This is a genomic window from Paraburkholderia saeva (assembly GCF_907164555.1).
Taxonomy (GTDB): domain Bacteria; phylum Pseudomonadota; class Gammaproteobacteria; order Burkholderiales; family Burkholderiaceae; genus Paraburkholderia; species Paraburkholderia saeva.
Window position 1 is genome coordinate 499,944 of sequence record NZ_CAJQZC010000002.1, and the last position, 18,769, is coordinate 518,712.

20 protein-coding genes are annotated in these 18,769 nt (G+C 63.1%); 13 read left to right on the forward strand and 7 right to left on the reverse strand.

What is annotated here, in order from left to right:
• Positions 1 to 59 precede the first annotated feature (59 nt).
• Entirely contained in the window at positions 60 to 1,247 is a 1,188-nt protein-coding gene (locus tag LPA36_RS06450) for an MFS transporter (RefSeq protein WP_228875304.1), read from the forward strand.
• Positions 1,248 to 1,358: 111 nt separating this feature from the next.
• The gene (locus tag LPA36_RS06455; RefSeq protein ID WP_228875305.1) at positions 1,359 to 1,889 is read left to right on the forward strand and encodes a single-stranded DNA-binding protein; all 531 of its coding nucleotides are present in this window, start codon (positions 1,359 to 1,361) and stop codon (positions 1,887 to 1,889) included.
• 147 nt (positions 1,890 to 2,036) lie between these two features.
• Here LPA36_RS06455 and purU read toward each other — a convergent pair whose 3' ends face one another.
• The 5 genes from purU to LPA36_RS06480 form a co-directional block, all read right to left on the reverse strand.
• The gene (gene purU, locus LPA36_RS06460; protein ID WP_228875306.1) at positions 2,037 to 2,906 is read right to left on the reverse strand and encodes a formyltetrahydrofolate deformylase; all 870 of its coding nucleotides are present in this window, start codon (positions 2,904 to 2,906) and stop codon (positions 2,037 to 2,039) included.
• 60 nt (positions 2,907 to 2,966) lie between these two features.
• Entirely contained in the window at positions 2,967 to 3,812 is an 846-nt protein-coding gene (locus LPA36_RS06465; RefSeq protein ID WP_228875307.1) for an NUDIX hydrolase, read from the reverse strand.
• Between the two features lie 18 nt (positions 3,813 to 3,830).
• A complete protein-coding gene (locus LPA36_RS06470) occupies positions 3,831 to 4,445 on the reverse strand; it encodes a LysE family translocator (RefSeq protein ID WP_228875308.1) in 615 nt (204 codons plus the stop codon).
• A gap of 48 nt (positions 4,446 to 4,493) precedes the next feature.
• Positions 4,494 to 5,072 (reverse strand): adenine phosphoribosyltransferase, encoded by a 579-nt coding sequence (locus LPA36_RS06475; RefSeq protein ID WP_228875309.1) that lies wholly within the window; start codon positions 5,070 to 5,072, stop codon positions 4,494 to 4,496.
• Positions 5,073 to 5,201: 129 nt separating this feature from the next.
• Complete coding sequence (locus tag LPA36_RS06480; RefSeq protein WP_228875633.1) at positions 5,202 to 7,205, reverse strand: monovalent cation:proton antiporter family protein; 2,004 nt, start codon at positions 7,203 to 7,205, stop codon at positions 5,202 to 5,204.
• 149 nt (positions 7,206 to 7,354) lie between these two features.
• Here LPA36_RS06480 and kdsD point away from each other — a divergent pair, with 149 nt between their 5' ends.
• The 11 genes from kdsD (at position 7,355) to LPA36_RS06535 (ending at position 16,816) form a co-directional block, all read left to right on the forward strand.
• Positions 7,355 to 8,338 carry an arabinose 5-phosphate isomerase KdsD gene (gene kdsD / locus LPA36_RS06485; protein ID WP_228875310.1) on the forward strand — a complete coding sequence of 328 codons (984 nt, stop codon included), beginning with the start codon at positions 7,355 to 7,357 and terminating at the stop codon, positions 8,336 to 8,338.
• Entirely contained in the window at positions 8,335 to 8,898 is a 564-nt protein-coding gene (locus LPA36_RS06490) for a KdsC family phosphatase (RefSeq protein ID WP_228875634.1), read from the forward strand. The genes kdsD and LPA36_RS06490 overlap by 4 nt, the downstream gene beginning before the upstream one ends.
• A complete protein-coding gene (lptC, locus tag LPA36_RS06495; protein ID WP_228875311.1) occupies positions 8,895 to 9,500 on the forward strand; it encodes an LPS export ABC transporter periplasmic protein LptC in 606 nt (201 codons plus the stop codon). The genes LPA36_RS06490 and lptC overlap by 4 nt, the downstream gene beginning before the upstream one ends.
• Positions 9,501 to 9,521: 21 nt before the next feature.
• The gene (lptA, locus tag LPA36_RS06500; RefSeq protein WP_228875312.1) at positions 9,522 to 10,223 is read left to right on the forward strand and encodes a lipopolysaccharide transport periplasmic protein LptA; all 702 of its coding nucleotides are present in this window, start codon (positions 9,522 to 9,524) and stop codon (positions 10,221 to 10,223) included.
• A complete protein-coding gene (gene lptB / locus LPA36_RS06505) occupies positions 10,220 to 11,002 on the forward strand; it encodes an LPS export ABC transporter ATP-binding protein (RefSeq protein WP_228875313.1) in 783 nt (260 codons plus the stop codon). The genes lptA and lptB overlap by 4 nt, the downstream gene beginning before the upstream one ends.
• Before the next feature lie 198 nt (positions 11,003 to 11,200).
• A complete protein-coding gene (locus tag LPA36_RS06510) occupies positions 11,201 to 12,715 on the forward strand; it encodes an RNA polymerase factor sigma-54 (protein ID WP_228875314.1) in 1,515 nt (504 codons plus the stop codon).
• Positions 12,716 to 12,888: 173 nt separating this feature from the next.
• Positions 12,889 to 13,248: a ribosome hibernation-promoting factor, HPF/YfiA family gene (gene hpf, locus LPA36_RS06515; RefSeq protein WP_090527739.1), complete on the forward strand. Its 360-nt coding sequence runs from the start codon at positions 12,889 to 12,891 to the stop codon at positions 13,246 to 13,248.
• Between the two features lie 279 nt (positions 13,249 to 13,527).
• Positions 13,528 to 14,043 carry a PTS sugar transporter subunit IIA gene (locus tag LPA36_RS06520; RefSeq protein WP_228875315.1) on the forward strand — a complete coding sequence of 172 codons (516 nt, stop codon included), beginning with the start codon at positions 13,528 to 13,530 and terminating at the stop codon, positions 14,041 to 14,043.
• Positions 14,044 to 14,188: 145 nt separating this feature from the next.
• On the forward strand, positions 14,189 to 15,157 hold the full coding sequence (gene hprK, locus LPA36_RS06525) for an HPr(Ser) kinase/phosphatase (RefSeq protein WP_228875316.1): 969 nt from the start codon (positions 14,189 to 14,191) through the stop codon (positions 15,155 to 15,157).
• Positions 15,158 to 15,246: 89 nt separating this feature from the next.
• Complete coding sequence (gene rapZ, locus LPA36_RS06530) at positions 15,247 to 16,140, forward strand: RNase adapter RapZ (protein ID WP_228875317.1); 894 nt, start codon at positions 15,247 to 15,249, stop codon at positions 16,138 to 16,140.
• A 40-nt stretch (positions 16,141 to 16,180) separates the two neighbouring features.
• Positions 16,181 to 16,816, forward strand: coding sequence for an LON peptidase substrate-binding domain-containing protein (locus LPA36_RS06535; RefSeq protein ID WP_228875318.1), 636 nt, complete (start codon positions 16,181 to 16,183; stop codon positions 16,814 to 16,816).
• Between the two features lie 10 nt (positions 16,817 to 16,826).
• Here the strand turns inward: LPA36_RS06535 and mutY are convergent, their stop codons facing one another.
• Positions 16,827 to 17,921: an A/G-specific adenine glycosylase gene (gene mutY, locus LPA36_RS06540; RefSeq protein WP_228875319.1), complete on the reverse strand. Its 1,095-nt coding sequence runs from the start codon at positions 17,919 to 17,921 to the stop codon at positions 16,827 to 16,829.
• On the reverse strand, positions 17,921 to 18,751 hold the full coding sequence (gene mutM / locus LPA36_RS06545; protein WP_228875320.1) for a bifunctional DNA-formamidopyrimidine glycosylase/DNA-(apurinic or apyrimidinic site) lyase: 831 nt from the start codon (positions 18,749 to 18,751) through the stop codon (positions 17,921 to 17,923). Before mutM ends, mutY begins: the two co-directional genes overlap by 1 nt.
• Positions 18,752 to 18,769: the final 18 nt, after the last annotated feature.

Here is an 18,769-nt window from a genome sequence, read left to right on the forward strand (position 1 = left end):
ACGCATCGCGCACAGCCGCGCCGCGGCTAGCCGACCCGATCACTCGAATATCGCTTCCGATGTCCAATCCATCCGCAACATCTTCACGCATGAGCGCGCCGGAACTGCGCGCGACCGTGTCGCTCGCTGCGATCTTCGCGCTGCGCATGCTCGGTCTCTTCATGATCATGCCGGTGTTTTCGATCTACGCGAAAACGATTCCAGGTGGCGACAACGTGCTGCTCGTCGGCATCGCGCTTGGCGCGTACGGCGTTACGCAATCGCTGCTCTATATCTTCTACGGCTGGATTTCCGACAAGATCGGGCGCAAGCCCGTTATCGCAACCGGTCTCCTGATCTTCGCGCTCGGCAGCTTTGTCGCGGCCGGCGCGCACGACATGACGTGGATCATCGTCGGACGGGTGATTCAGGGCATGGGCGCCGTTTCATCCGCGGTGATCGCGTTCATCGCGGACCTGACCGCCGAGGAACACCGCACCAAGGCCATGGCGATGGTGGGCGGCAGTATTGGCGTGTCGTTCGCCGTGGCGATCGTCGGCGCGCCGGTCGTGTTCCAGTGGGTCGGCATGAGCGGCCTGTTCGCGCTCGTTGGCGTGTTCTCGATTCTTGCAATCGGCGTCGTGCTGTGGATCGTGCCGGATGCGCCAAAGCCCGTGCACGTCCGCGCGCCGTTCGCCGAAGTGCTGCACAACGTCGAATTGCTGCGCCTGAACTTCGGCGTGCTCGTGCTGCACGCCACGCAGACAGCCCTCTTTCTCGTCGTGCCGCGCATTCTGGAAGCGGGCGGCCTGCCCGTCGCGTCGCACTGGAAGGTGTATTTGCCGGTGATGGGGCTCGCTTTTGTCATGATGGTCCCGGCGATCATCGCGGCTGAAAAGCGCGGCAAGATGAAGGCGGTGCTGCTCGGTGCAATTGCGCTTATCCTGATCGGCCAGTTGTTGCTCGGCCTCGCACCCCATACCATTCTGTCTGTCGCGGCGATTCTTTTCGTCTACTTCCTCGGCTTCAACGTATTGGAAGCTTCGCAGCCTTCGCTGGTGTCGAAACTTGCACCCGGCACGCGCAAGGGCGCGGCGGCTGGCGTGTACAACACCACACAGTCGATCGGGCTTGCGATGGGCGGCGTGATCGGCGGATGGCTGCTGAAAGTGGACGGTCAGAGCGCCGTGTTTTTTACCTGCTCGGGGCTCGTGTTTTGCTGGCTTATAATCGCCGCAAACATGAAGCAGCCGCCGCGCAGGGCGTAACAGCATTTATCGGCGGACGGCTGCGGCGCGGCTTCGATCTCCGGCCCACAGGGTCGCAGCACGAAACCGCGTATTGCCGACCGCCAGCAACGGAATCAACAGGAGAAACGCATGGCATCCGTGAACAAGGTCATTCTCGTCGGCAATCTCGGAGCCGATCCCGAGGTCCGTTATCTGCCGAGCGGCGACGCCGTGGCAAACATCCGGCTCGCCACGACCGACCGCTACAAGGACAAGACGTCGGGCGAAATGAAGGAATCGACCGAATGGCACCGCGTGTCGTTCTTCGGCCGCCTCGCTGAAATCGTCAACGAGTACCTGAAGAAAGGCTCGTCGGTGTATATCGAAGGCCGCATCCGCACGCGCAAGTGGCAGGCGCAGGACGGCACCGACCGTTATTCGACGGAAATCGTCGCTGAACAGATGCAGATGCTGGGCGGCCGTGGCGGCTCGATGGGCGGCGGTGGCGGCGGCGACGATGGCGGCTACAGCCGTGAACCGTCCGAACGCAGCGGTGGCGGCGGCGGTCGTGGTCAGGCCAGCGCACCGCGTGGCGGTAGCGGTGGTGGTGGCGGCGCCAGCCGTCCGAGCGCACCGGCTGGCGGTGGGTTTGACGAGATGGATGACGATATTCCGTTCTGATGGCTGGCACGTAGCCAGCAACTGAACGTTGAAACTGAAAGGCCCGCGGCAGTAATGCCGCGGGCCTTTTTACGTGCTACTCAAATCCAGACGACGAAGTTGCAGCGTTTCCCGACGGAAATCACACCCCGGCAGCATGCACACTCATCAACGGAAAACCACCGTCTTGCTTCCGTTCAGCACAACACGATGCTCGACGTGCCACTTCACCGCGCGGGCAAGCGTCACGCATTCGACATCGCGGCCGATCGCGGTCAACTGCTCCGGCGTCATGCTGTGATCCACCCGCTCCACTTCCTGCTCGATGATCGGACCTTCGTCGAGATCGGTCGTCACGTAATGCGCGGTCGCGCCAATGAGTTTCACGCCGCGATCGAACGCCTGGTAATACGGCTTCGCGCCCTTGAAGCTCGGCAGGAACGAGTGGTGAATATTCATCGCCCGTCCAGCCAGCCGGTCGCACAGTTGCGGCGACAGAATCTGCATATAGCGCGCGAGCACAACCAGATCCGTCTGATGCCCGTCGATCACCTCGAGCACGCGCGCTTCCTGCGCGGCCTTCGCGTCGGGCGTCGAACCCGTCAGCGGGAAGTGATGGAACGGAATGTCATAGCTCGCCGCGAGCTGATAAAACTCCTTGTGGTTCGAAATGATCGCGGGAATCTCGATACCCAGTTGACCTGTGCGATAGCGAAACAGCAGGTCGTTCAGGCAATGGCCGATCTTCGACACCATGATCACAACGCGCGGTTTCACCGATGCGTCGTGCAACTCCCACTTCATGCCGAACTGCCCGGCGAGCGGCGCGAACGACACGCGCAGCGCATCCAGCCCCGGATCACCACCGACCTGTTGAAAATGCACGCGCATGAAGAACTCGCCCGTGTGGCTGTCGCCGAACTGCGCCGAGTCGAGAATATTGCTGCCGCGCTCGAACAGAAAGCCGGACACCGCATGCACGATGCCGGGCCGGTCAGCGCACGACAGTTTGAGAATAAAGCTATGTTCGGTCGACATGACCTGGGTGACTCCCTTCTTCGATCCGTTATTCGTTCAGTATGACGACGCGCTGCGCCTTCAGATCACCGCCGGCGCAAACACCGTGGCAATACCCTCACACGCTTCTTCGTCGATCCAGCGACGTCGCAGCAGACAGTCGAGCGTCGCGAGGCTCGCGTCGACCGTCATTGTGCCCTCCTCGATCCAGCGCGCGACTTCGTCGATCCGTGCGAGACGATGCTCGCCCACTTCGCCGTCCTGATTGCGCGGCGCGAAATCCGGCGGCAACGGCAGGTCGTAGATGAACACCTGCTCGGCCTGTGTGCCTTCGGGCAACGATTGCAACACATGCGCGGTGCGGCCCGCCAGCGCGCGCACGGCAATTTCTTCCGGAATGCCAGCTTCTTCCCAGCACTCCTTCACGATGGTTTCCTCGATACCGAAACCCCAGCCGATACCGCCCGCGACGACGTTATCCAGCATGCCGGGATCGGTCGCCTTCGTATCGCTGCGGCGCGCGATCCACAACTGCGGCGCGCGATCGCCATATTCTACGACGCCGTTCAGATGCACCGCGTACGTCATCGTCCCGAAGAAGCGCGACGCAGCGCGTTCGATGTACGCGAGGGGCGGCGCATCGAACGCGTTGCGGATCGCGTAGGTCTCGTCGCGCCAGCCTGGAATTCGGCCCTCGGCGGCGAGCGCACCGATCACGGCGCCAAGCGCGGCACTGCGCAGATCGAACGTGTCGAAGCGCGCCGACAGCGCGACGCGCGTGGCGTCGATATCGAACACATCCGGCCAGCGTGTGAGCAGCGGCACGTCGGTGGTACGGATCCAGCCGACCTGTTCCTCACCGATCCAGAACGGCGTGTGGGCGCGCGCGTCGAAACGGCGGGCGGAAATGATGCACGGCAAAGTCATGATCGACGCTCCTGCCGCTCAGTCGCGCAGCGCGACGCGAATGCCGATCGCGATGAACGTCGCGCCGGCGAGCCGGTCGAGCCACACGCCGACGCGCGGCCGCCGGCGCAGCCAACTCCCGATCATGCCAGCACACACGCCAAAGAGCGAAAACACTACGACGGTCTGCAGCATGAACAGCGCGCCGAGTTCGAGCATCTGCAGCGTGACGTTCTGCGCGCCGTGCGGATCGACGAACTGCGGCAGGAACACGATGAAGAACAGTGTGACCTTCGGGTTCATCACATTACCGAGCACGCTTTGCCGGAACACCGACCAGAGCGGCTGCGGCGGACGCTCGTGTGCCGTCGCGAGACCCTGACTACGCAGCGCCTTGATGCCGATCCAGACCAGATACGCGGCGCCTGCGAGCTTGATCGCCTGAAACGCAACCGGCGACGAGCGCAGCACGGCCGCGACACCGAGCGCCGCAAGTGTCGTATGGAACGTGATGCCAGCAGCAAAACCGAGCGCCGCGACAAAGCCCGCCGCGCGCCCCTGCGAAATACCGCGCGCAAGCACCTGCAGGTTGTCGGGGCCAGGCGCCAGTGTGATCGCGATGGACGTCGCGAGAAACAGCAGGAAATTGGGCATCGTTTTTATCCGGGTGCGTTGTGCGTGGGATGGATACGCGACGTACGGTCAGTGTCCACCGAACTCGGTGACGGTGTAGAGCGGCAGCCCCGCTTCACGCAACAGCCGCGCGCCGCCGAGGTCCGGCAGATCGATGATCGCCGCGCCTTCCACCACCTGCGCGCCGAGCCGTTCGAGCAGCTTCTTGCCGGCCATCATCGTGCCGCCGGTGGCGATCAGGTCGTCGATGATCACGACGCGGTCGCCAGGGCCGCACGCGTCTTCGTGAATTTCGACCGTGGCCGTGCCGTATTCGAGGTGATACGACTCCGCGACCGTCTTGTACGGCAGCTTGCCGACCTTGCGGATCGGGATGAAGCCGAGGTTCAGCTCATACGCGAGAATCGGTCCGATGATGAAACCGCGTGCGTCGAGGCCAGCGATGTAATCGAGCTTCGCATCGATATAGCGCAGCACGAACAGGTCTATCAGCACACGTAGCGCCTTCGGATGCTGCAGCAACGGCGTGATGTCGCGAAACTGCACGCCGGCCTGCGGCCAGTCGGGCACCGTGCGGATCTGGCTCTTCACGAACTCAGCCGCGTTCAGTGGCGCGTCGGCTGGCGCGAGCGAAGGTGCATTGGACATGATGTCTCCAGTATTCGGGTAACAGCTTCAGTATCGGCCGCGCTGGCGGCGCATCAGGTGCCGCTCGTGGCGCTGTTCCCGCGCGAAAGCGCGCGGCAGGTGAAAAAGATGGAGGCCGGCTCAGCCATTTCACATCACGACGGCACCGGCACGCCGATGTTTCGACAGCCGCTCTTCCGCTTCGGCCAGCGCTTCAGGCAAGCCGCGCAGCACGACAATGTCGAGCGCGCGCAGACGCGTTGCCGGATCCGGCTCGACGCCGCGAATGCCGTGCCGCCGGATCGCCGTCACTTCGACGCCGAGTTCGTAAAGGCCCAGCTCCGCAAGCGTGCGGCCCACCGCGTCGGCCTTTTCGTCGACCGGCACCGATTGTAGCCGCACCTGTTCGTGGCCGTCCTCGTCGCTCTGGTCGTCGGCGCCGTGGAAATAGCCGCGCAGCAGGCTGTAGCGTTCATCGCGCATCTCCTCGACGCGGCGCACGACGCGCCGCATCGGCACACCCATCAGCACGAGCGTATGCGACGCCAGCATCAGGCTGCCCTCGACGATCTCCGGAATCACCTCGGTCGCACCTGCGGCAAGCAGCTTTTCCAGATCGGCGTCGTCGACGGTCCGCACGATGACCGGGAGCGTCGGCTCGAGCTCGTGAATGTTGTGCAACACGCGCAATGCCGACGGCGTGTTCGCATACGTGATCGCGACGGTCGCGCAACGATGGATACCCGCGGCAAGCAGCGATTCGCGCCGCCCGGCATCGCCGAACACGACCGATTCGCCCGCCGCTGCAGCGGCCGCCACGCGGTCGGGGTCGAGGTCGAGTGCGACGTACGAGAGGCCTTCGTGTTCGAGCATGCGCGCCAGATTCTGCCCCGCGCGACCGTAACCGCAGATGATCACGTGCCCGCTCTGCTTCAGGCTTTGCGTGGCGATGCGCGTCATCTGCAACGATTGCATCATCCATTCAGTGGACGACAGCCGCAGCACGATCCGGTCGGCGTTCTGGATCAGGAACGGCGCGGCCAGCATCGACAGCAGCATCGCGGCAAGGATCGCCTGCAGCAACGTGGCGTCGACGAGATGCTTGTCGAGAATCAGGTTCAGCAGCACGAAGCCGAATTCGCCCGCCTGCGCGAGGCCGATACCCGTGCGCATCGCGACCCCGGGCGAAGCGCCGAAGAGCCGCGCGAGTGCCGTGATCATCACCGCTTTCAGCACGATCGGCCCGACCAGAAAGCCGAGCACGATGAGCGGGTGATGCCAGATCACCTGTGGATTCAGCAGCATGCCGGTCGTCACGAAGAAGAGCCCGAGCAGCACGTCGCGAAACGGCTTGATGTCCTCTTCCACCTGATGCCGGTAAGGCGTTTCGGCGATCAGCATGCCGGCGATGAACGCGCCGAGCGCAAGCGACAGGCCGAATTTGTCGGTGATGAACGCGGCGCCCAGCGTCACCAGCAAGAGGTTCAGGATGAACAGTTCCTGCGAACGCCGCCGCGCGACCACGTTGAACCAGCGGGTCATGAAGCGCTGCCCGACGATTAGCAGCACGGCCAGCGCGATCACGATCTTCACCGCGGCAAGGCCCAGCGCTTCCATCAGACGCGTGGAATCGCTGCCGAACGCGGAAATGATGATGAGGAGCGGCACCACGGCCAGATCCTGGAACAGCAGCACGCCGAAAATATTGCGGCCGTGCTCGGTTTCGATTTCGAGCCGCTCGGCGAGCATCTTGCTGACGATCGCCGTGGACGACATCGCGAGCGCGCCGCCCAGCGCTACGCTCGCCTCCCACGTGATGTGCACCCAGCGCTCCAGCACGTAGCCGAGCGCCAGCGCAACCGCAATCGTGCCGAGCACCTGTAGCAGACCGAGGCCGAACACCAGCCGGCGCATCGAACGCAGTTTCGCGAGCGAAAACTCGAGGCCGATCGAGAACATCAGGAACACGACGCCGAACTCGGCGAGATTCTGCGCGCCCACTGAATCCGGCACGATCCCGAACGCGTGCGGACCGACGACGATGCCCACCGTCAGATACCCGAGCATCGGCGGCAGGTTCAGATAGCGGAACACGACGACGCCTGCCACTGAAGCCAGTAGCAGGAAGAGCGTCATTTCGAGCGGGGAGATCATCGGCAAACGCGCATCGGAAAAAGCGTCCTCGTTCGTCAGGAACCGCCGCGCGCAAACGGCCGTGCGACAAGGTTATGGGGCCCGTGAAGGCAGCGGCCGGGCACGTCCCGCCCGGCGCGGCGAACAAACGCCTTTGCTATACTCCGCGAATGATAGCGAAAATCAATGGCGATCGGGCGCTTGCACTCGCCCGTGACGTGCTCGACATCGAAGCGGACGCCGTGCGCGCGCTTCGCGATCAACTCGACGATGGTTTCGTCGAGGCGATCGACTTTATCCTCAGTTGCCGCGGACGCGTCGTCGTTTCCGGCATCGGCAAATCCGGCCACGTGGCCCGCAAGATGGCCGCGACGCTCGCGAGCACGGGCTCGCCCGCGTTCTTCGTGCATCCGGCCGAAGCGAGTCACGGCGACCTCGGCATGGTCACCGCCGACGACGTCTTCATCGCGATGTCGAATTCTGGCGAATCCGAAGAACTCGTTTCGATCCTGCCGCTCATCAAGCGTCTTGGCGCGAAGCTGATTGCCATCACCGGCAAGCCGGCCTCGACGCTCGCGAAACTCGCGGACGTCCACCTGAACGCCGGCGTATCGAAGGAAGCCTGCCCGATGAATCTTGCGCCGACGGCCAGCACCACGGCCGCGCTCGCGCTCGGCGACGCGCTGGCAGTGGCCGTGCTCGACGCGCGCGGCTTCGGCGCCGACGACTTCGCGCGCTCGCATCCGGGCGGCGCGCTCGGCCGGCGCCTGCTCACCTACGTGCGCGATGTCATGCGTACCGACGACGAAATCCCGAAGGTGCCCGCCAGCGCCACGCTGCGTGAAGCACTGATGCAACTCACGGCCAAGCGCATGGGCATGACGGCGATCGTCGATTCGAACAATCACGTCGAAGGCATTTTCACCGATGGCGACCTGCGGCGCGTACTCGAACGTGCGGGCGACTTCCGCGAACTGCCGATCGCCGATGTGATGACGAAAGGCCCGCGCATGATCGGCCCCGACCAGCTGGCCGTCGAAGCCGTGGAACTGATGGAGCGGCACCGGATCAACCAGATGCTGGTTGTCGATGAAAAAGGCACGCTCATCGGCGCACTCAACATGCACGACCTGTTCTCCAAGAAGGTGATCTGATGGCCGCCCCGCTTACCGCCACTGAACGCGCCAGCCGCGTGAAGCTGATGATCTTCGACGTCGACGGCGTGCTGACCGACGGTGGTCTGATGTTTACTGCCGAGGGCGACACGATGAAGGCGTTCCATTCGATGGACGGCCACGGCGCGAAACTGTTGCGCCAGGCAGGCATTGACACGGCCATCATCACGGGACGCAAATCGGGCATCGTCGCCGTGCGCGCGAAGGAACTGAAGATCACGCATCTGTACCAGGGCGTCGAAAACAAGCCTGAAGCGTTCGCCGAATTGCTGAAGGAAACCGGTCTGACAGCCGAAGAATGCGGCTACATGGGCGACGACTGGGTCGATCTCGCCGTCATGCTGAAGGTCGGCTTCGCGGCCGCTCCGGCGAATTCGCATCCGGAAGTGATCGCGCGCGCGCACTGGGTATCCGAGGCGCGTGGCGGCCACGGCGCGGTGCGCGAAGTCTGCGACACGCTGCTGCGCGCGCAGCACAAGTACGATGCACTGCTCGCGGCAGCCTGCGGCGGCGGCGACCAGCAGGGCCTCGTCGGATGAACCAGTTCAAACTGACTTCGCTGGTTCCGGTTGTCGCGATGGCGGCGCTCGCCGGTATCACATGGTGGCTGCTGCAGGCGACGCTCCCGCCGCCCAACGAAGGCGCGCCGCACAAGAAGGTGCACACGCCCGACTATTTCGCCGACACCTTTTCCGTCTCCGAACTCGACCAGTCGGGCGCGACCCAATACCGTCTGACCGCGACGCACATGGTGCATTACGAGGATGACGAAGACAGCGACCTGACGAAACCCGCGATCCGCGCGTTCCAGCCGGGCAAGCCGATCGTCACGGCAACGGGCGATCGCGGCACGGTGAACGGCGATGCATCGATCGTCAACCTGTACGACAATGCGCGGATCCTGCGTGCCGCGGGTTACGGCGACCCGGCCATGCAGGCCGACTCCGAGCATTTCCGCGTGCTGGTCAACGACGATGTCATCGAGACCGAAAAGCCGGTTAAACTTCAACGCGGTCCGTCGGTCATGACGGCCAGCGGCATGAACTACAACAACGTCACCCGGGTTATGCAACTGTTCGGCAACGTGCGTGGCGCCATCGCCGCGTCCGATAGCGCCGGCTCCCCCAGACAACCCGGGTAAATCCATTCCAGGCGTGACTGCATGAACGAATCGTTCCCTCGTCCTGATACCGGCCGCGCCCCTGCGTGGTCCGCGTGCCGTGCCGCGCTTGCCGCGCTGCTGGCCGCATTGCCGCTCGCCGGCTTCGCGCCGGCTGCGCACGCCGAGCGCGCCGACAAGGACAAGCCGCTGAATATCGAAGCGGACAACATGACTTACGACGACCTCAAGCAGGTCAACATTTTCACGGGCCACGTCGTGGCCACGAAAGGCACGATCGTCATCAAGGCTGATCGCGTCGAAGTGCATCAGGATCCGCAGGGCTATCAGTACGCGACGGGCACCTCGACCGGCAAGAATCTCTCGTACTTTCGCCAGAAGCGCGAAGGCGTCGACGAATACGTCGAAGGCGATGCGGAACGTATCGATTACGACGGCAAACAGGACCTGACCACGCTCACGACGCGGGCGACGGTGCGCCGCCTGCAGGGCCTGACGACGTTGATGGACGAAGTGCATGGCAGCGTGATCACGTACGACGGCCAGAACGATTTCTATACCGCGAAGGCCGGCAAGGACGTCGCAGGCCCGGGCAATCCGTCGGGCCGCGTGCGTGCGATGCTCGCGCCGCGTAACGGCGGGCCCGCGCCGCTGAACGGCGCATCGGCCACGCTCGTGCCGTCCACGCAGCTGCCGGCGCAGGGGCAAGGTCAGAATCAAGGCCAGGGAGCGACGAAACCGTGAACGCACCCGCCCTGCCCAATCGCAAGCCCGCCGGCACGAGCAGTTCGCTTTCCGTTCGCAACCTGAAGAAGCGCTATGGCTCGCGCACGGTCGTCAAGGACGTATCGCTCGACGTGAAGAGCGGAGAAGTCGTCGGGCTGCTCGGTCCGAACGGCGCCGGCAAGACCACGTCGTTCTACATGATCGTGGGTCTCGTGCCGCTCGACGCTGGCGCGATCGATCTCGACGGCAGGTCGATCAGCCTGCTGCCGATCCACAAACGCGCGTCGCTCGGGCTGTCGTATCTGCCACAGGAAGCGTCCGTGTTCCGCAAGCTCACCGTCGAGGAAAACATCCGCGCGGTGCTCGAACTGCAATTCGAGGACGACGGCAAGCGCCTCACGAAGGACGCGATTTCCGCACGTACCGAAGCATTGCTCGACGAGCTGCAGATTGCTCACCTGCGTGAAAATCCGGCGCTGTCGCTGTCGGGCGGCGAGCGCCGGCGCGTGGAAATTGCGCGTGCGCTTGCGACGAATCCGAGCTTCATTCTGCTCGACGAACCGTTCGCCGGCGTGGACCCGATTGCGGTGCTGGAAATCCAGAAAATCGTGAAGTTCCTGAAGCAGCGTAACATCGGCGTGCTGATCACCGACCACAATGTGCGCGAAACGCTCGGCATCTGTGACCACGCGTACATTATCAGCGACGGCAGCGTGCTAGCCGCCGGCGCACCCAGCGAAATCATCGAAAACGAGAACGTGCGGCGCGTCTACCTGGGCGAGCACTTCCGCATGTAATCGACGGCCTTGCGGACGGCAACTTCTGCGTCATGCCGCCTGCAAGGCCAGTACACCCTCGCTCCCGGACTTCCGGGACACGCTGGCGGGGCGCTTCAAACGCACCCACCAACATCGAATCCACGCAACAGGCGTTTTTGTGACTGTTGCAAGGTATCGCGCTCGTGGCAAACTCTCTACAATGAATCTCAATCTGCCATGAAAGCCAGCCTCCAACTCCGCCTGTCGCAGCATCTTGCGCTGACCCCGCAACTACAGCAGTCCATCCGGCTGCTGCAGTTGTCTACGCTTGAGCTGCAGCAGGAAGTCTCGATGGCGATCGCCCAGAATCCGCTGCTCGAAAACGAGGACGACTGGATTGCGAGTCCATTGCGCGTCGCGGCGGACGGCTCGCTGATCACGCAGGCGCCGGGCAACGCGCCCACGCAGGAACAGATGGGCAACTCGAGCCCGTCTTCATCCAGCAGTTCTGAACGCTCAGAGAACGGCGAGCCGCAGGGCGTCGACGAATACAACGGCCTCTCGTCCGACAGCAATGGCGAGTCCAGCCAGTGGAATCTCGACGACTACGGCCGCTCGGGTACCGCATCGGATGACGACGATCTGCCGCCGTTGCAGATCCACGAATCGAGCACGAGCCTGCGCGATCACCTTTCCGCACAATTGCGCGTCACGCAGGCGGGTCAACGTGACCGCGCGCTCATCATCTTCCTGATCGAATCGCTCGATGACGACGGCTACCTCACGGCCACGCTCGAAGAAGTGCTCGCAGACCTGCCTGACGAACTCGAGGTCGATCTCGACGAACTGAATGCGGCGCTTGCGCTCCTGCACAGCTTCGATCCCGCGGGGGTCGGTGCACGTTCGGCGTCCGAATGTCTGAAGCTGCAACTTCTGCGACTCGAACCGTCGCCCACGCGCACGCTTGCACTCGATATCGTCGCCCATCACCTGGAACTGCTCGCAGCGCGCGATTTCACGCGTCTGCGCAAGCATCTGAAGGCCAATGACGACGAACTGCGCGAAGCACACGCGCTCATCCGCTCACTCGAACCGTTTCCGGGCGCCGCGTACGGCAAGGCGGAAGCGGACTACGTCGTGCCGGACATCATGGTGAAGCGAACGGCCCAGGGGTGGACCGCAGAGCTGAATCCGGAAGTCGTCCCCAAACTGCGCATAAATCATCTTTATGCAAACATTCTTCGCAATAGCAGGGGCGATCCGGGTAGCGGTTCGTTGCGCCAGCAACTCCAGGAAGCACGCTGGCTGATCAAGAATATCCAGCAGCGATTCGAGACAATCCTGCGGGTTGCGCAGGCCATTGTCGAGCGCCAGAAGAGCTTTTTTGTGCACGGCGAAATTGCCATGCGCCCCTTGGTTTTGCGGGAAATTGCTGATACGCTGGGATTACACGAGTCGACTGTCTCGCGTGTGACAACGGGCAAGTACATGCTCACGCCCTTCGGGACGCTTGAATTCAAGTACTTCTTTGGATCGCACGTTTCCACGGACACGGGTGGCGCAGCCTCATCAACGGCTATTCGCGCGCTCATCAAGCAACTGATAGGAGCAGAAGAGCCGAAATCTCCTCTTTCAGACAGCCGCATAGCCGAACTGCTGGCGGAACAGGGCTTTGTCGTGGCGCGGCGTACCGTCGCGAAGTACCGTGAGGCCCTGAGAATCCCCGCAGTCAACCTGCGCAAGTCTCTGTAGCCGGTCGCATACTGTGGCCGGCCTTTACCGGCCGCGGCGCGTCAGGCGACAAGGCTGGCCGATGCGACCCGTCAACAGCCAGTCACAGGGGAAGACTGGACGGCGAGCCGACAGTTCGACCGGCACTTGCTGGGCCATGCACGTCAAGGCGGCCACTAGCATGGAGAAGCACTATGAATCTGAAGATCAGTGGACACCATCTCGAAGTAACGCCTGCGTTGCGCGAATACGTGATCTCCAAACTGGACAAGGTGCTAAGACATTTCGATCAGGTAATCGATGGCAGTGTGGTCCTCTCGGTCGACAACCACAAGGAAAAGGAAAAGCGTCAAAAGGTTGAAATCAACCTGCATGTGAAGGGCAAGGACTTATTTGTCGAAAGCGCGGATGGCGACCTGTACGCCGCAATCGACCTGATGATCGACAAGCTGGACAGGCAAGTCATTCGTCACAAGGATCGCCTCCAGGGCCATCAGCACGAAGCGATCAAATATCAGCCGCTGGCACCGCAAATCGAAGTGCCGCCGCAATAAAAGGACCACCAGAAGGTTCCTTCAGGCCTTTCCCGCCAAACCGCCCGGATACGGGCGGTTTTTCGTTGGGCGCCCGCCCGCCTGCATCACAATCTCCCATGCGCCGGAACCCGCACAGAATCGCTCGCGGGGAAGCTCGTTTTTCATCGATGGCGCGCCGCACCATCCGTGATCACCCTGTTCTATAATGTTCCGGTTACTATCGGGGTCAATCAGCGGTAGTCCTGCGCTTTCGGTCTCTACCGTCTATCGCCATATCGCCGTGAGCACCTGCTGAACATGGAACGCCACCCAAACGCTACGGCGAGGAGAATCCAGGCCACGTTTCCGCCTGCCAACATGAATCGTCTAGCCAAATATCTTCCCCTCGAGAATGTCGTCGTCGGTCTTGCCGTTACCAGCAAAAAGCGTGTCTTCGAACAGGCTGGCCTGATCTTCGAGAACCAGAACGGCATCGCCCGCAGTACGGTCACTGACAATCTGTTTGCGCGCGAGCGCCTCGGGTCGACGGGGCTCGGCGAAGGCGTTGCGATTCCTCACGGCCGGATCAAGGGCCTGAAGCATCCGCTCGCCGCGTTCGTGCGTCTCGCCGACCCCATTCCATTCGAGTCCCCCGACGGTCAGCCGGTTTCCCTGCTGATCTTCCTGCTCGTGCCGGAACAGGCCACCCAGCAGCATCTGGAAATCCTGTCGGAAATCGCGCAATTGCTGTCCGATCGCGAAGCACGCGAGCGGCTGCACACGGAAGAAGACCGCGAGGCGTTGCATCGCCTGCTCACTCAGTGGCAACCTTGACGTATTGAAGGCGGCGCTCGCTAAAAACAGGCCCGGCAACAGCACCAGAACCGGCCAGGCCCACGCCGGCCGGACCGGCCGCGATACTTGACGCCGGCAAAGGCCAGGCGCGCGGGCCAGCGGCCCATAACGGAGTCACGGACTCATGGATACGTCCAGCATCAACGCCCAGAGCATTTTCGACGACAACGCCGCCGCGCTGAAACTCAGCTGGCTGACCGGGCATGAAGGCTGGGAGCGCGGGTTTTCGGCGGAAACGGTTGCGTACGCCACTTCCAGCGCCGATCTCGTCGGCCACCTGAACCTGATACACCCGAACCGCATTCAGGTGCTGGGCGACGCCGAAGTCGAGTATTACCAGCGCCAGGCCGACGAAAGCCGCTCGCGCCACATGGCCGAGCTGATCGCGCTGGAGCCGCCGTTCCTCGTCGTCGCAGGTGGCGTGGCCGCGCCGCCAGAACTGGTGCTGCGCTGCACGCGCTCGTCCACGCCGCTCTTCACCACGCCGATGTCGGCTGCGGCCGTGATCGACAGCCTGCGTCTTTACATGTCGCGCATTCTCGCGCCGCGTGCCACGCTGCATGGCGTGTTCCTCGACATTCTCGGCATGGGCGTGCTGCTCACAGGCGACTCGGGCCTCGGCAAGAGCGAACTCGGTCTGGAACTGATCAGCCGCGGCCACGGCCTTGTCGCTGACGACGCGGTCGATTTCGTGCGGCTCGGGCCCGACTTCGTCGAAGGACGCTGCCCGCCGCTCCTGCAGAATCTGCTCGAAGTGCGCGGTCTGGGTCTGCTCGACATCAAGACGATTTTCGGTGAAACCGCGGTGCGCCGGAAAATGAAGCTGAAGCTGATCGTTCAGCTCGTACGCCGGCCCGATGGCGAGTTCCAGCGCCTGCCGCTCGAAAGCCAGACCGTCGACGTGCTGGGCCTCCCCATCAGCAAGGTCACCATTCAGGTTGCGGCCGGCCGCAACCTCGCCGTGCTCGTCGAGGCGGCCGTGCGCAACACGATCCTGCAACTGCGCGGCATCGACACGCTGCGTGACTTCATGGACCGCCAGCGTCTCGCCATGCAGGATCCGGACAGCCAGTTTCCCGGCAAGCTGATCTAGCGAGGCGTGAAGCCTGCGGTACATCAAGGTATCGCGCCACCAGTGCGCGGGGCGGATGCTATGATGAAACGAACGGATTTCACGACCTCATGCGCATTATCCTGATCACCGGCATTTCCGGCTCCGGCAAGTCTGTCGCACTGAACGCGGTTGAAGACGCGGGGTACTACTGCGTCGACAACCTTCCGCCGCGCTTCCTGCCACAACTCGCCACCTACCTCGGCGAACACGGCCACGAGCGCCTCGCGGTTGCGATCGATGCGCGCTCCAGCGCATCGCTCGACGAAATGCCCGAAATGATCCGCGACCTCGCGCGCGAACACGATGTACGCGTGCTGTTTCTGAACGCGAGCACGCAATCGCTTATCCAGCGCTTTTCCGAGACGCGCCGGCGTCATCCGCTGTCGGGTTCGCCGTCGCATGATGCGGACGTCGGCGTACTGCGCTCGCTCGAAGAAGCCATCGAAAACGAACGCGAACTGGTCGCGAATCTCGCCGAGTTCGGCCACCAGATCGACACCAGCAATCTGCGCGCGAACGTGCTGCGCGCATGGGTCAAACGCTTTATCGAGCAGGAACGCGCGGGGCTCACTCTAATGTTCGAATCGTTCGGCTTCAAACGCGGCGTGCCGCTCGATGCTGATTTCGTCTTCGACGTGCGCACGCTGCCGAACCCTTACTACGACCGCGAACTGCGTCCGCTCACCGGCCTCGACAAGCCTGTGATCGATTTTCTCGGCGCGCTGCCGGTCGTCACGCAGATGATCGATGACATCCACGGATTCATCGCGAAGTGGCTGCCGCATTTCCGCGACGACAACCGCAGCTATCTGACCGTCGCGATTGGCTGCACGGGCGGCCAGCATCGTTCCGTGTTTATCGCCGAGACGCTCGCCGCGCGTCTTTCGGGCGAATCGAATGTGATTGTGCGGCACCGCGATGCGCCGCTTGACGTCGGCGAATCTTCGAAGCTGGTGGCTTAACCGGCCGCATCGCGCGGCCCTAACCTTCGAGCGTTGCGCAATGTCCACTACTCCTGCCGTGATTGCCGATCTGCCGCTTTTTCCACTGCATACGGTGCTGTTTCCCGGCGGCCTGCTGCCGCTGAAAATCTTCGAGGCACGTTATCTGGACATGGCAAGCGAGTGTCTTCGCGAGAAGACGCCGTTCGGCGTCTGCCTGCTGAAGAGCGGCGGCGAAGTGGCCAAGCCGGACGAACCGTCCGTGCCCGAAACGGTCGGCTGTCTGGCTGAAATCGAGCAATGCGATGTGGAATCGTTCGGCATGCTGCTGATCCGCGCGCGCGGCACGCAGCGCTTCCGTCTGCTGTCGCACCGCGCGCAACCGGACGGCTTGCTGGTCGGCATGGCCGAGCCCATCGGCGACGACATTCCGCTCGAAGGCACTGTGCATGTCGAGCGTTTCGGCGCCTGCGCGGAAGTGCTGGAACGCATCATCGCGACGATCCGCGAGCGCGATGCCGACAGCCTGCCGTTTGCCGAACCGTTCAGGCTCAATGATCCTTCGTGGGTGTCGAACCGTCTGTCAGAGGTACTGCCGATAGCGTTGCGCGCGCGGCAAAAGCTGATGGAACTGCAGGACGCCGGCGCACGAATCGACGTCGTGCATCACTACATGCAACAGCATCAACTGCTGTAGCGCAACGCGACTAAAGCAGCGACCCCTGCATCGCATCGAGCAGCTTGCGAACCGGCGCGGGCACGCCATAGGCGTCGAGTTCATGCAGCGCGACCCAGACGGTTTGGTCATCGCCGACGCTTGCGAGCGTCGCCCGCAGGTTGCCCAGATCCACAACGCGAGGCTCGATATCCAGCCGGAAGTGCGTGAACGTATGCGTGAGCGTCGCGAGCGGCATCATGCTCCCCGATGCGCCGTATCCCTCCGCGCGTTCTGCGAGCGCCGCTTCGCCGGACGCTTCCGGCAGGCTCCACAAGCCGCCCCAGATTCCCGAGGGCGGGCGCTTTTCCAGCATCACCGCGTTGCCGTCACGCAGGACGAGCATCCACGTGCGACGCGTCGGAATCGCTTTCTTCGGGCGCGCAACCGGCAATTCGCGCTGGCGTCCGGTGACGTTCGCGACACAATCGGCGGCGAACGGGCAGCGCGCGCAATCGGGTTTGCCGCGCATGCACAGCGTCGCGCCGAGATCCATCAAACCCTGGGTGTAGGCGCTCACGTCATCGTCGTTCGCGGCTGAAGGCAACAGCGATTCAGCCAGCGTCCACATCGCGTTCTCGACGCGCTTCTCGCCCGGAAATCCTTCGACACCGAAGACGCGCGCAAGCACGCGTTTCACGTTGCCATCGAGAATCGTCGCGCGCGCGCCGAACGCAAACGACGCAATGGCAGCCGCCGTCGAACGCCCGATGCCAGGCAGTTCCGCGAGCGCTTCGACGGACACCGGAAACGCGCCGCCGTGCTGCTCGACAACCGTCTGCGCGCAACGATGCAGATTACGCGCACGCGAGTAGTAACCGAGGCCGGCCCACAACGCCATCACGTCGTCGAGCGGCGCGGCGGCAAGCGCTGCGACATCCGGAAAGCGGCCGAGAAATCGCTCGTAGTACGGAATGACCGTCGATACCTGCGTCTGCTGCAGCATGATCTCGGACAGCCAGATGCGATACGCATCGCGCGTGTTCTGCCACGGCAGGTCGTGACGGCCATGCGTGCGTTGCCACGCGATCAGCCGCGCGGAAAAATCGGTCAGCGACGAGGGAACAGAAAGAGAAAGAGTGGACATCAGCGCTGACAGGTGGGGCAAAAGTAAGTGGAGCGCTGGCCTTGCACGATCTGTCTGATCGGCGTGCCGCAGACGCGGCATGGCAGCCCGGCGCGATCATAGACGAAATAGTCGAGCTGGAAATAACCGCTCGCACCGTCGCTGCCGACAAAATCGCGCAACGTGCTGCCGCCTTTCTCGATGGCGGCGGCAAGCGTCAGGCGCACGGCGTCCGCGAGCAGTTCGTAGCGGATGAGCGAAACGCGCCCAGCGGCAGTGGTTGGGCGAATACCGGCGCGAAAAAGGCTCTCCGATGCATAGATATTTCCCACGCCAACCACGATTGCGCCCGCGAGCAGTACCTGCTTCACCGACACCTTGCGGCCACGTGTTTGCCGGTGCATCAGCGCGCCGGAGAACGCTGGCGTCAAAGGCTCGGCGCCGAGCCCGGCGAGGAGCGGATGATCGAGCACGTCACCGGCCGCTCGCGGATGCCACAGCACCGCGCCGAAGCGGCGTGGATCGCGATAGCGCAGAATAAATTCGTCGAAGATCCAGTCGATATGATCGTGCTTCGCCGCGGCCGGAGGATGAGACACGTTGCGCAGAACGCGTAGCGTGCCCGTCATGCCGAGATGCACAATGAACCAGCCCTCGTCGATTTCGAAGAGCAGATACTTGCCGCGCCGTTCGACCTGGCGGATCACGCGCCCGCACAATGTTTTTGCAAGGTCGGCCGGAACCGGCCAGCGCAGCGCAGGCGTGCGCACATCGACGCGTTCGACGCGTCGTCCTGCCACATAGGGCTCGATTCCCCGACGGGTAACCTCAACTTCCGGCAACTCTGGCATGTCTAACTGGTCTGCAAC

Excerpts from the sequence above, each read along its gene's own strand:
- LPA36_RS06450 (WP_228875304.1), top strand. The coding sequence starts at position 60 with ATGTCCAATCCATCCGCAACATCTTCACGCATGAGCGCGCCGGAACTG.
- LPA36_RS06455 (WP_228875305.1), top strand. The coding sequence starts at position 1,359 with ATGGCATCCGTGAACAAGGTCATTCTCGTCGGCAATCTCGGAGCCGAT.
- purU (WP_228875306.1), bottom strand. The coding sequence starts at position 2,906 with ATGTCGACCGAACATAGCTTTATTCTCAAACTGTCGTGCGCTGACCGG.
- LPA36_RS06465 (WP_228875307.1), bottom strand. The coding sequence starts at position 3,812 with ATGACTTTGCCGTGCATCATTTCCGCCCGCCGTTTCGACGCGCGCGCC.
- LPA36_RS06470 (WP_228875308.1), bottom strand. The coding sequence starts at position 4,445 with ATGCCCAATTTCCTGCTGTTTCTCGCGACGTCCATCGCGATCACACTG.
- LPA36_RS06475 (WP_228875309.1), bottom strand. The coding sequence starts at position 5,072 with ATGTCCAATGCACCTTCGCTCGCGCCAGCCGACGCGCCACTGAACGCG.
- LPA36_RS06480 (WP_228875633.1), bottom strand. The coding sequence starts at position 7,205 with ATGATCTCCCCGCTCGAAATGACGCTCTTCCTGCTACTGGCTTCAGTG.
- kdsD (WP_228875310.1), top strand. The coding sequence starts at position 7,355 with ATGATAGCGAAAATCAATGGCGATCGGGCGCTTGCACTCGCCCGTGAC.
- lptC (WP_228875311.1), top strand. The coding sequence starts at position 8,895 with ATGAACCAGTTCAAACTGACTTCGCTGGTTCCGGTTGTCGCGATGGCG.
- lptA (WP_228875312.1), top strand. The coding sequence starts at position 9,522 with ATGAACGAATCGTTCCCTCGTCCTGATACCGGCCGCGCCCCTGCGTGG.
- LPA36_RS06510 (WP_228875314.1), top strand. The coding sequence starts at position 11,201 with ATGAAAGCCAGCCTCCAACTCCGCCTGTCGCAGCATCTTGCGCTGACC.
- hpf (WP_090527739.1), top strand. The coding sequence starts at position 12,889 with ATGAATCTGAAGATCAGTGGACACCATCTCGAAGTAACGCCTGCGTTG.
- LPA36_RS06520 (WP_228875315.1), top strand. The coding sequence starts at position 13,528 with ATGGAACGCCACCCAAACGCTACGGCGAGGAGAATCCAGGCCACGTTT.
- hprK (WP_228875316.1), top strand. The coding sequence starts at position 14,189 with ATGGATACGTCCAGCATCAACGCCCAGAGCATTTTCGACGACAACGCC.
- rapZ (WP_228875317.1), top strand. The coding sequence starts at position 15,247 with ATGCGCATTATCCTGATCACCGGCATTTCCGGCTCCGGCAAGTCTGTC.
- LPA36_RS06535 (WP_228875318.1), top strand. The coding sequence starts at position 16,181 with ATGTCCACTACTCCTGCCGTGATTGCCGATCTGCCGCTTTTTCCACTG.
- mutY (WP_228875319.1), bottom strand. The coding sequence starts at position 17,921 with ATGTCCACTCTTTCTCTTTCTGTTCCCTCGTCGCTGACCGATTTTTCC.
- mutM (WP_228875320.1), bottom strand. The coding sequence starts at position 18,751 with ATGCCAGAGTTGCCGGAAGTTGAGGTTACCCGTCGGGGAATCGAGCCC.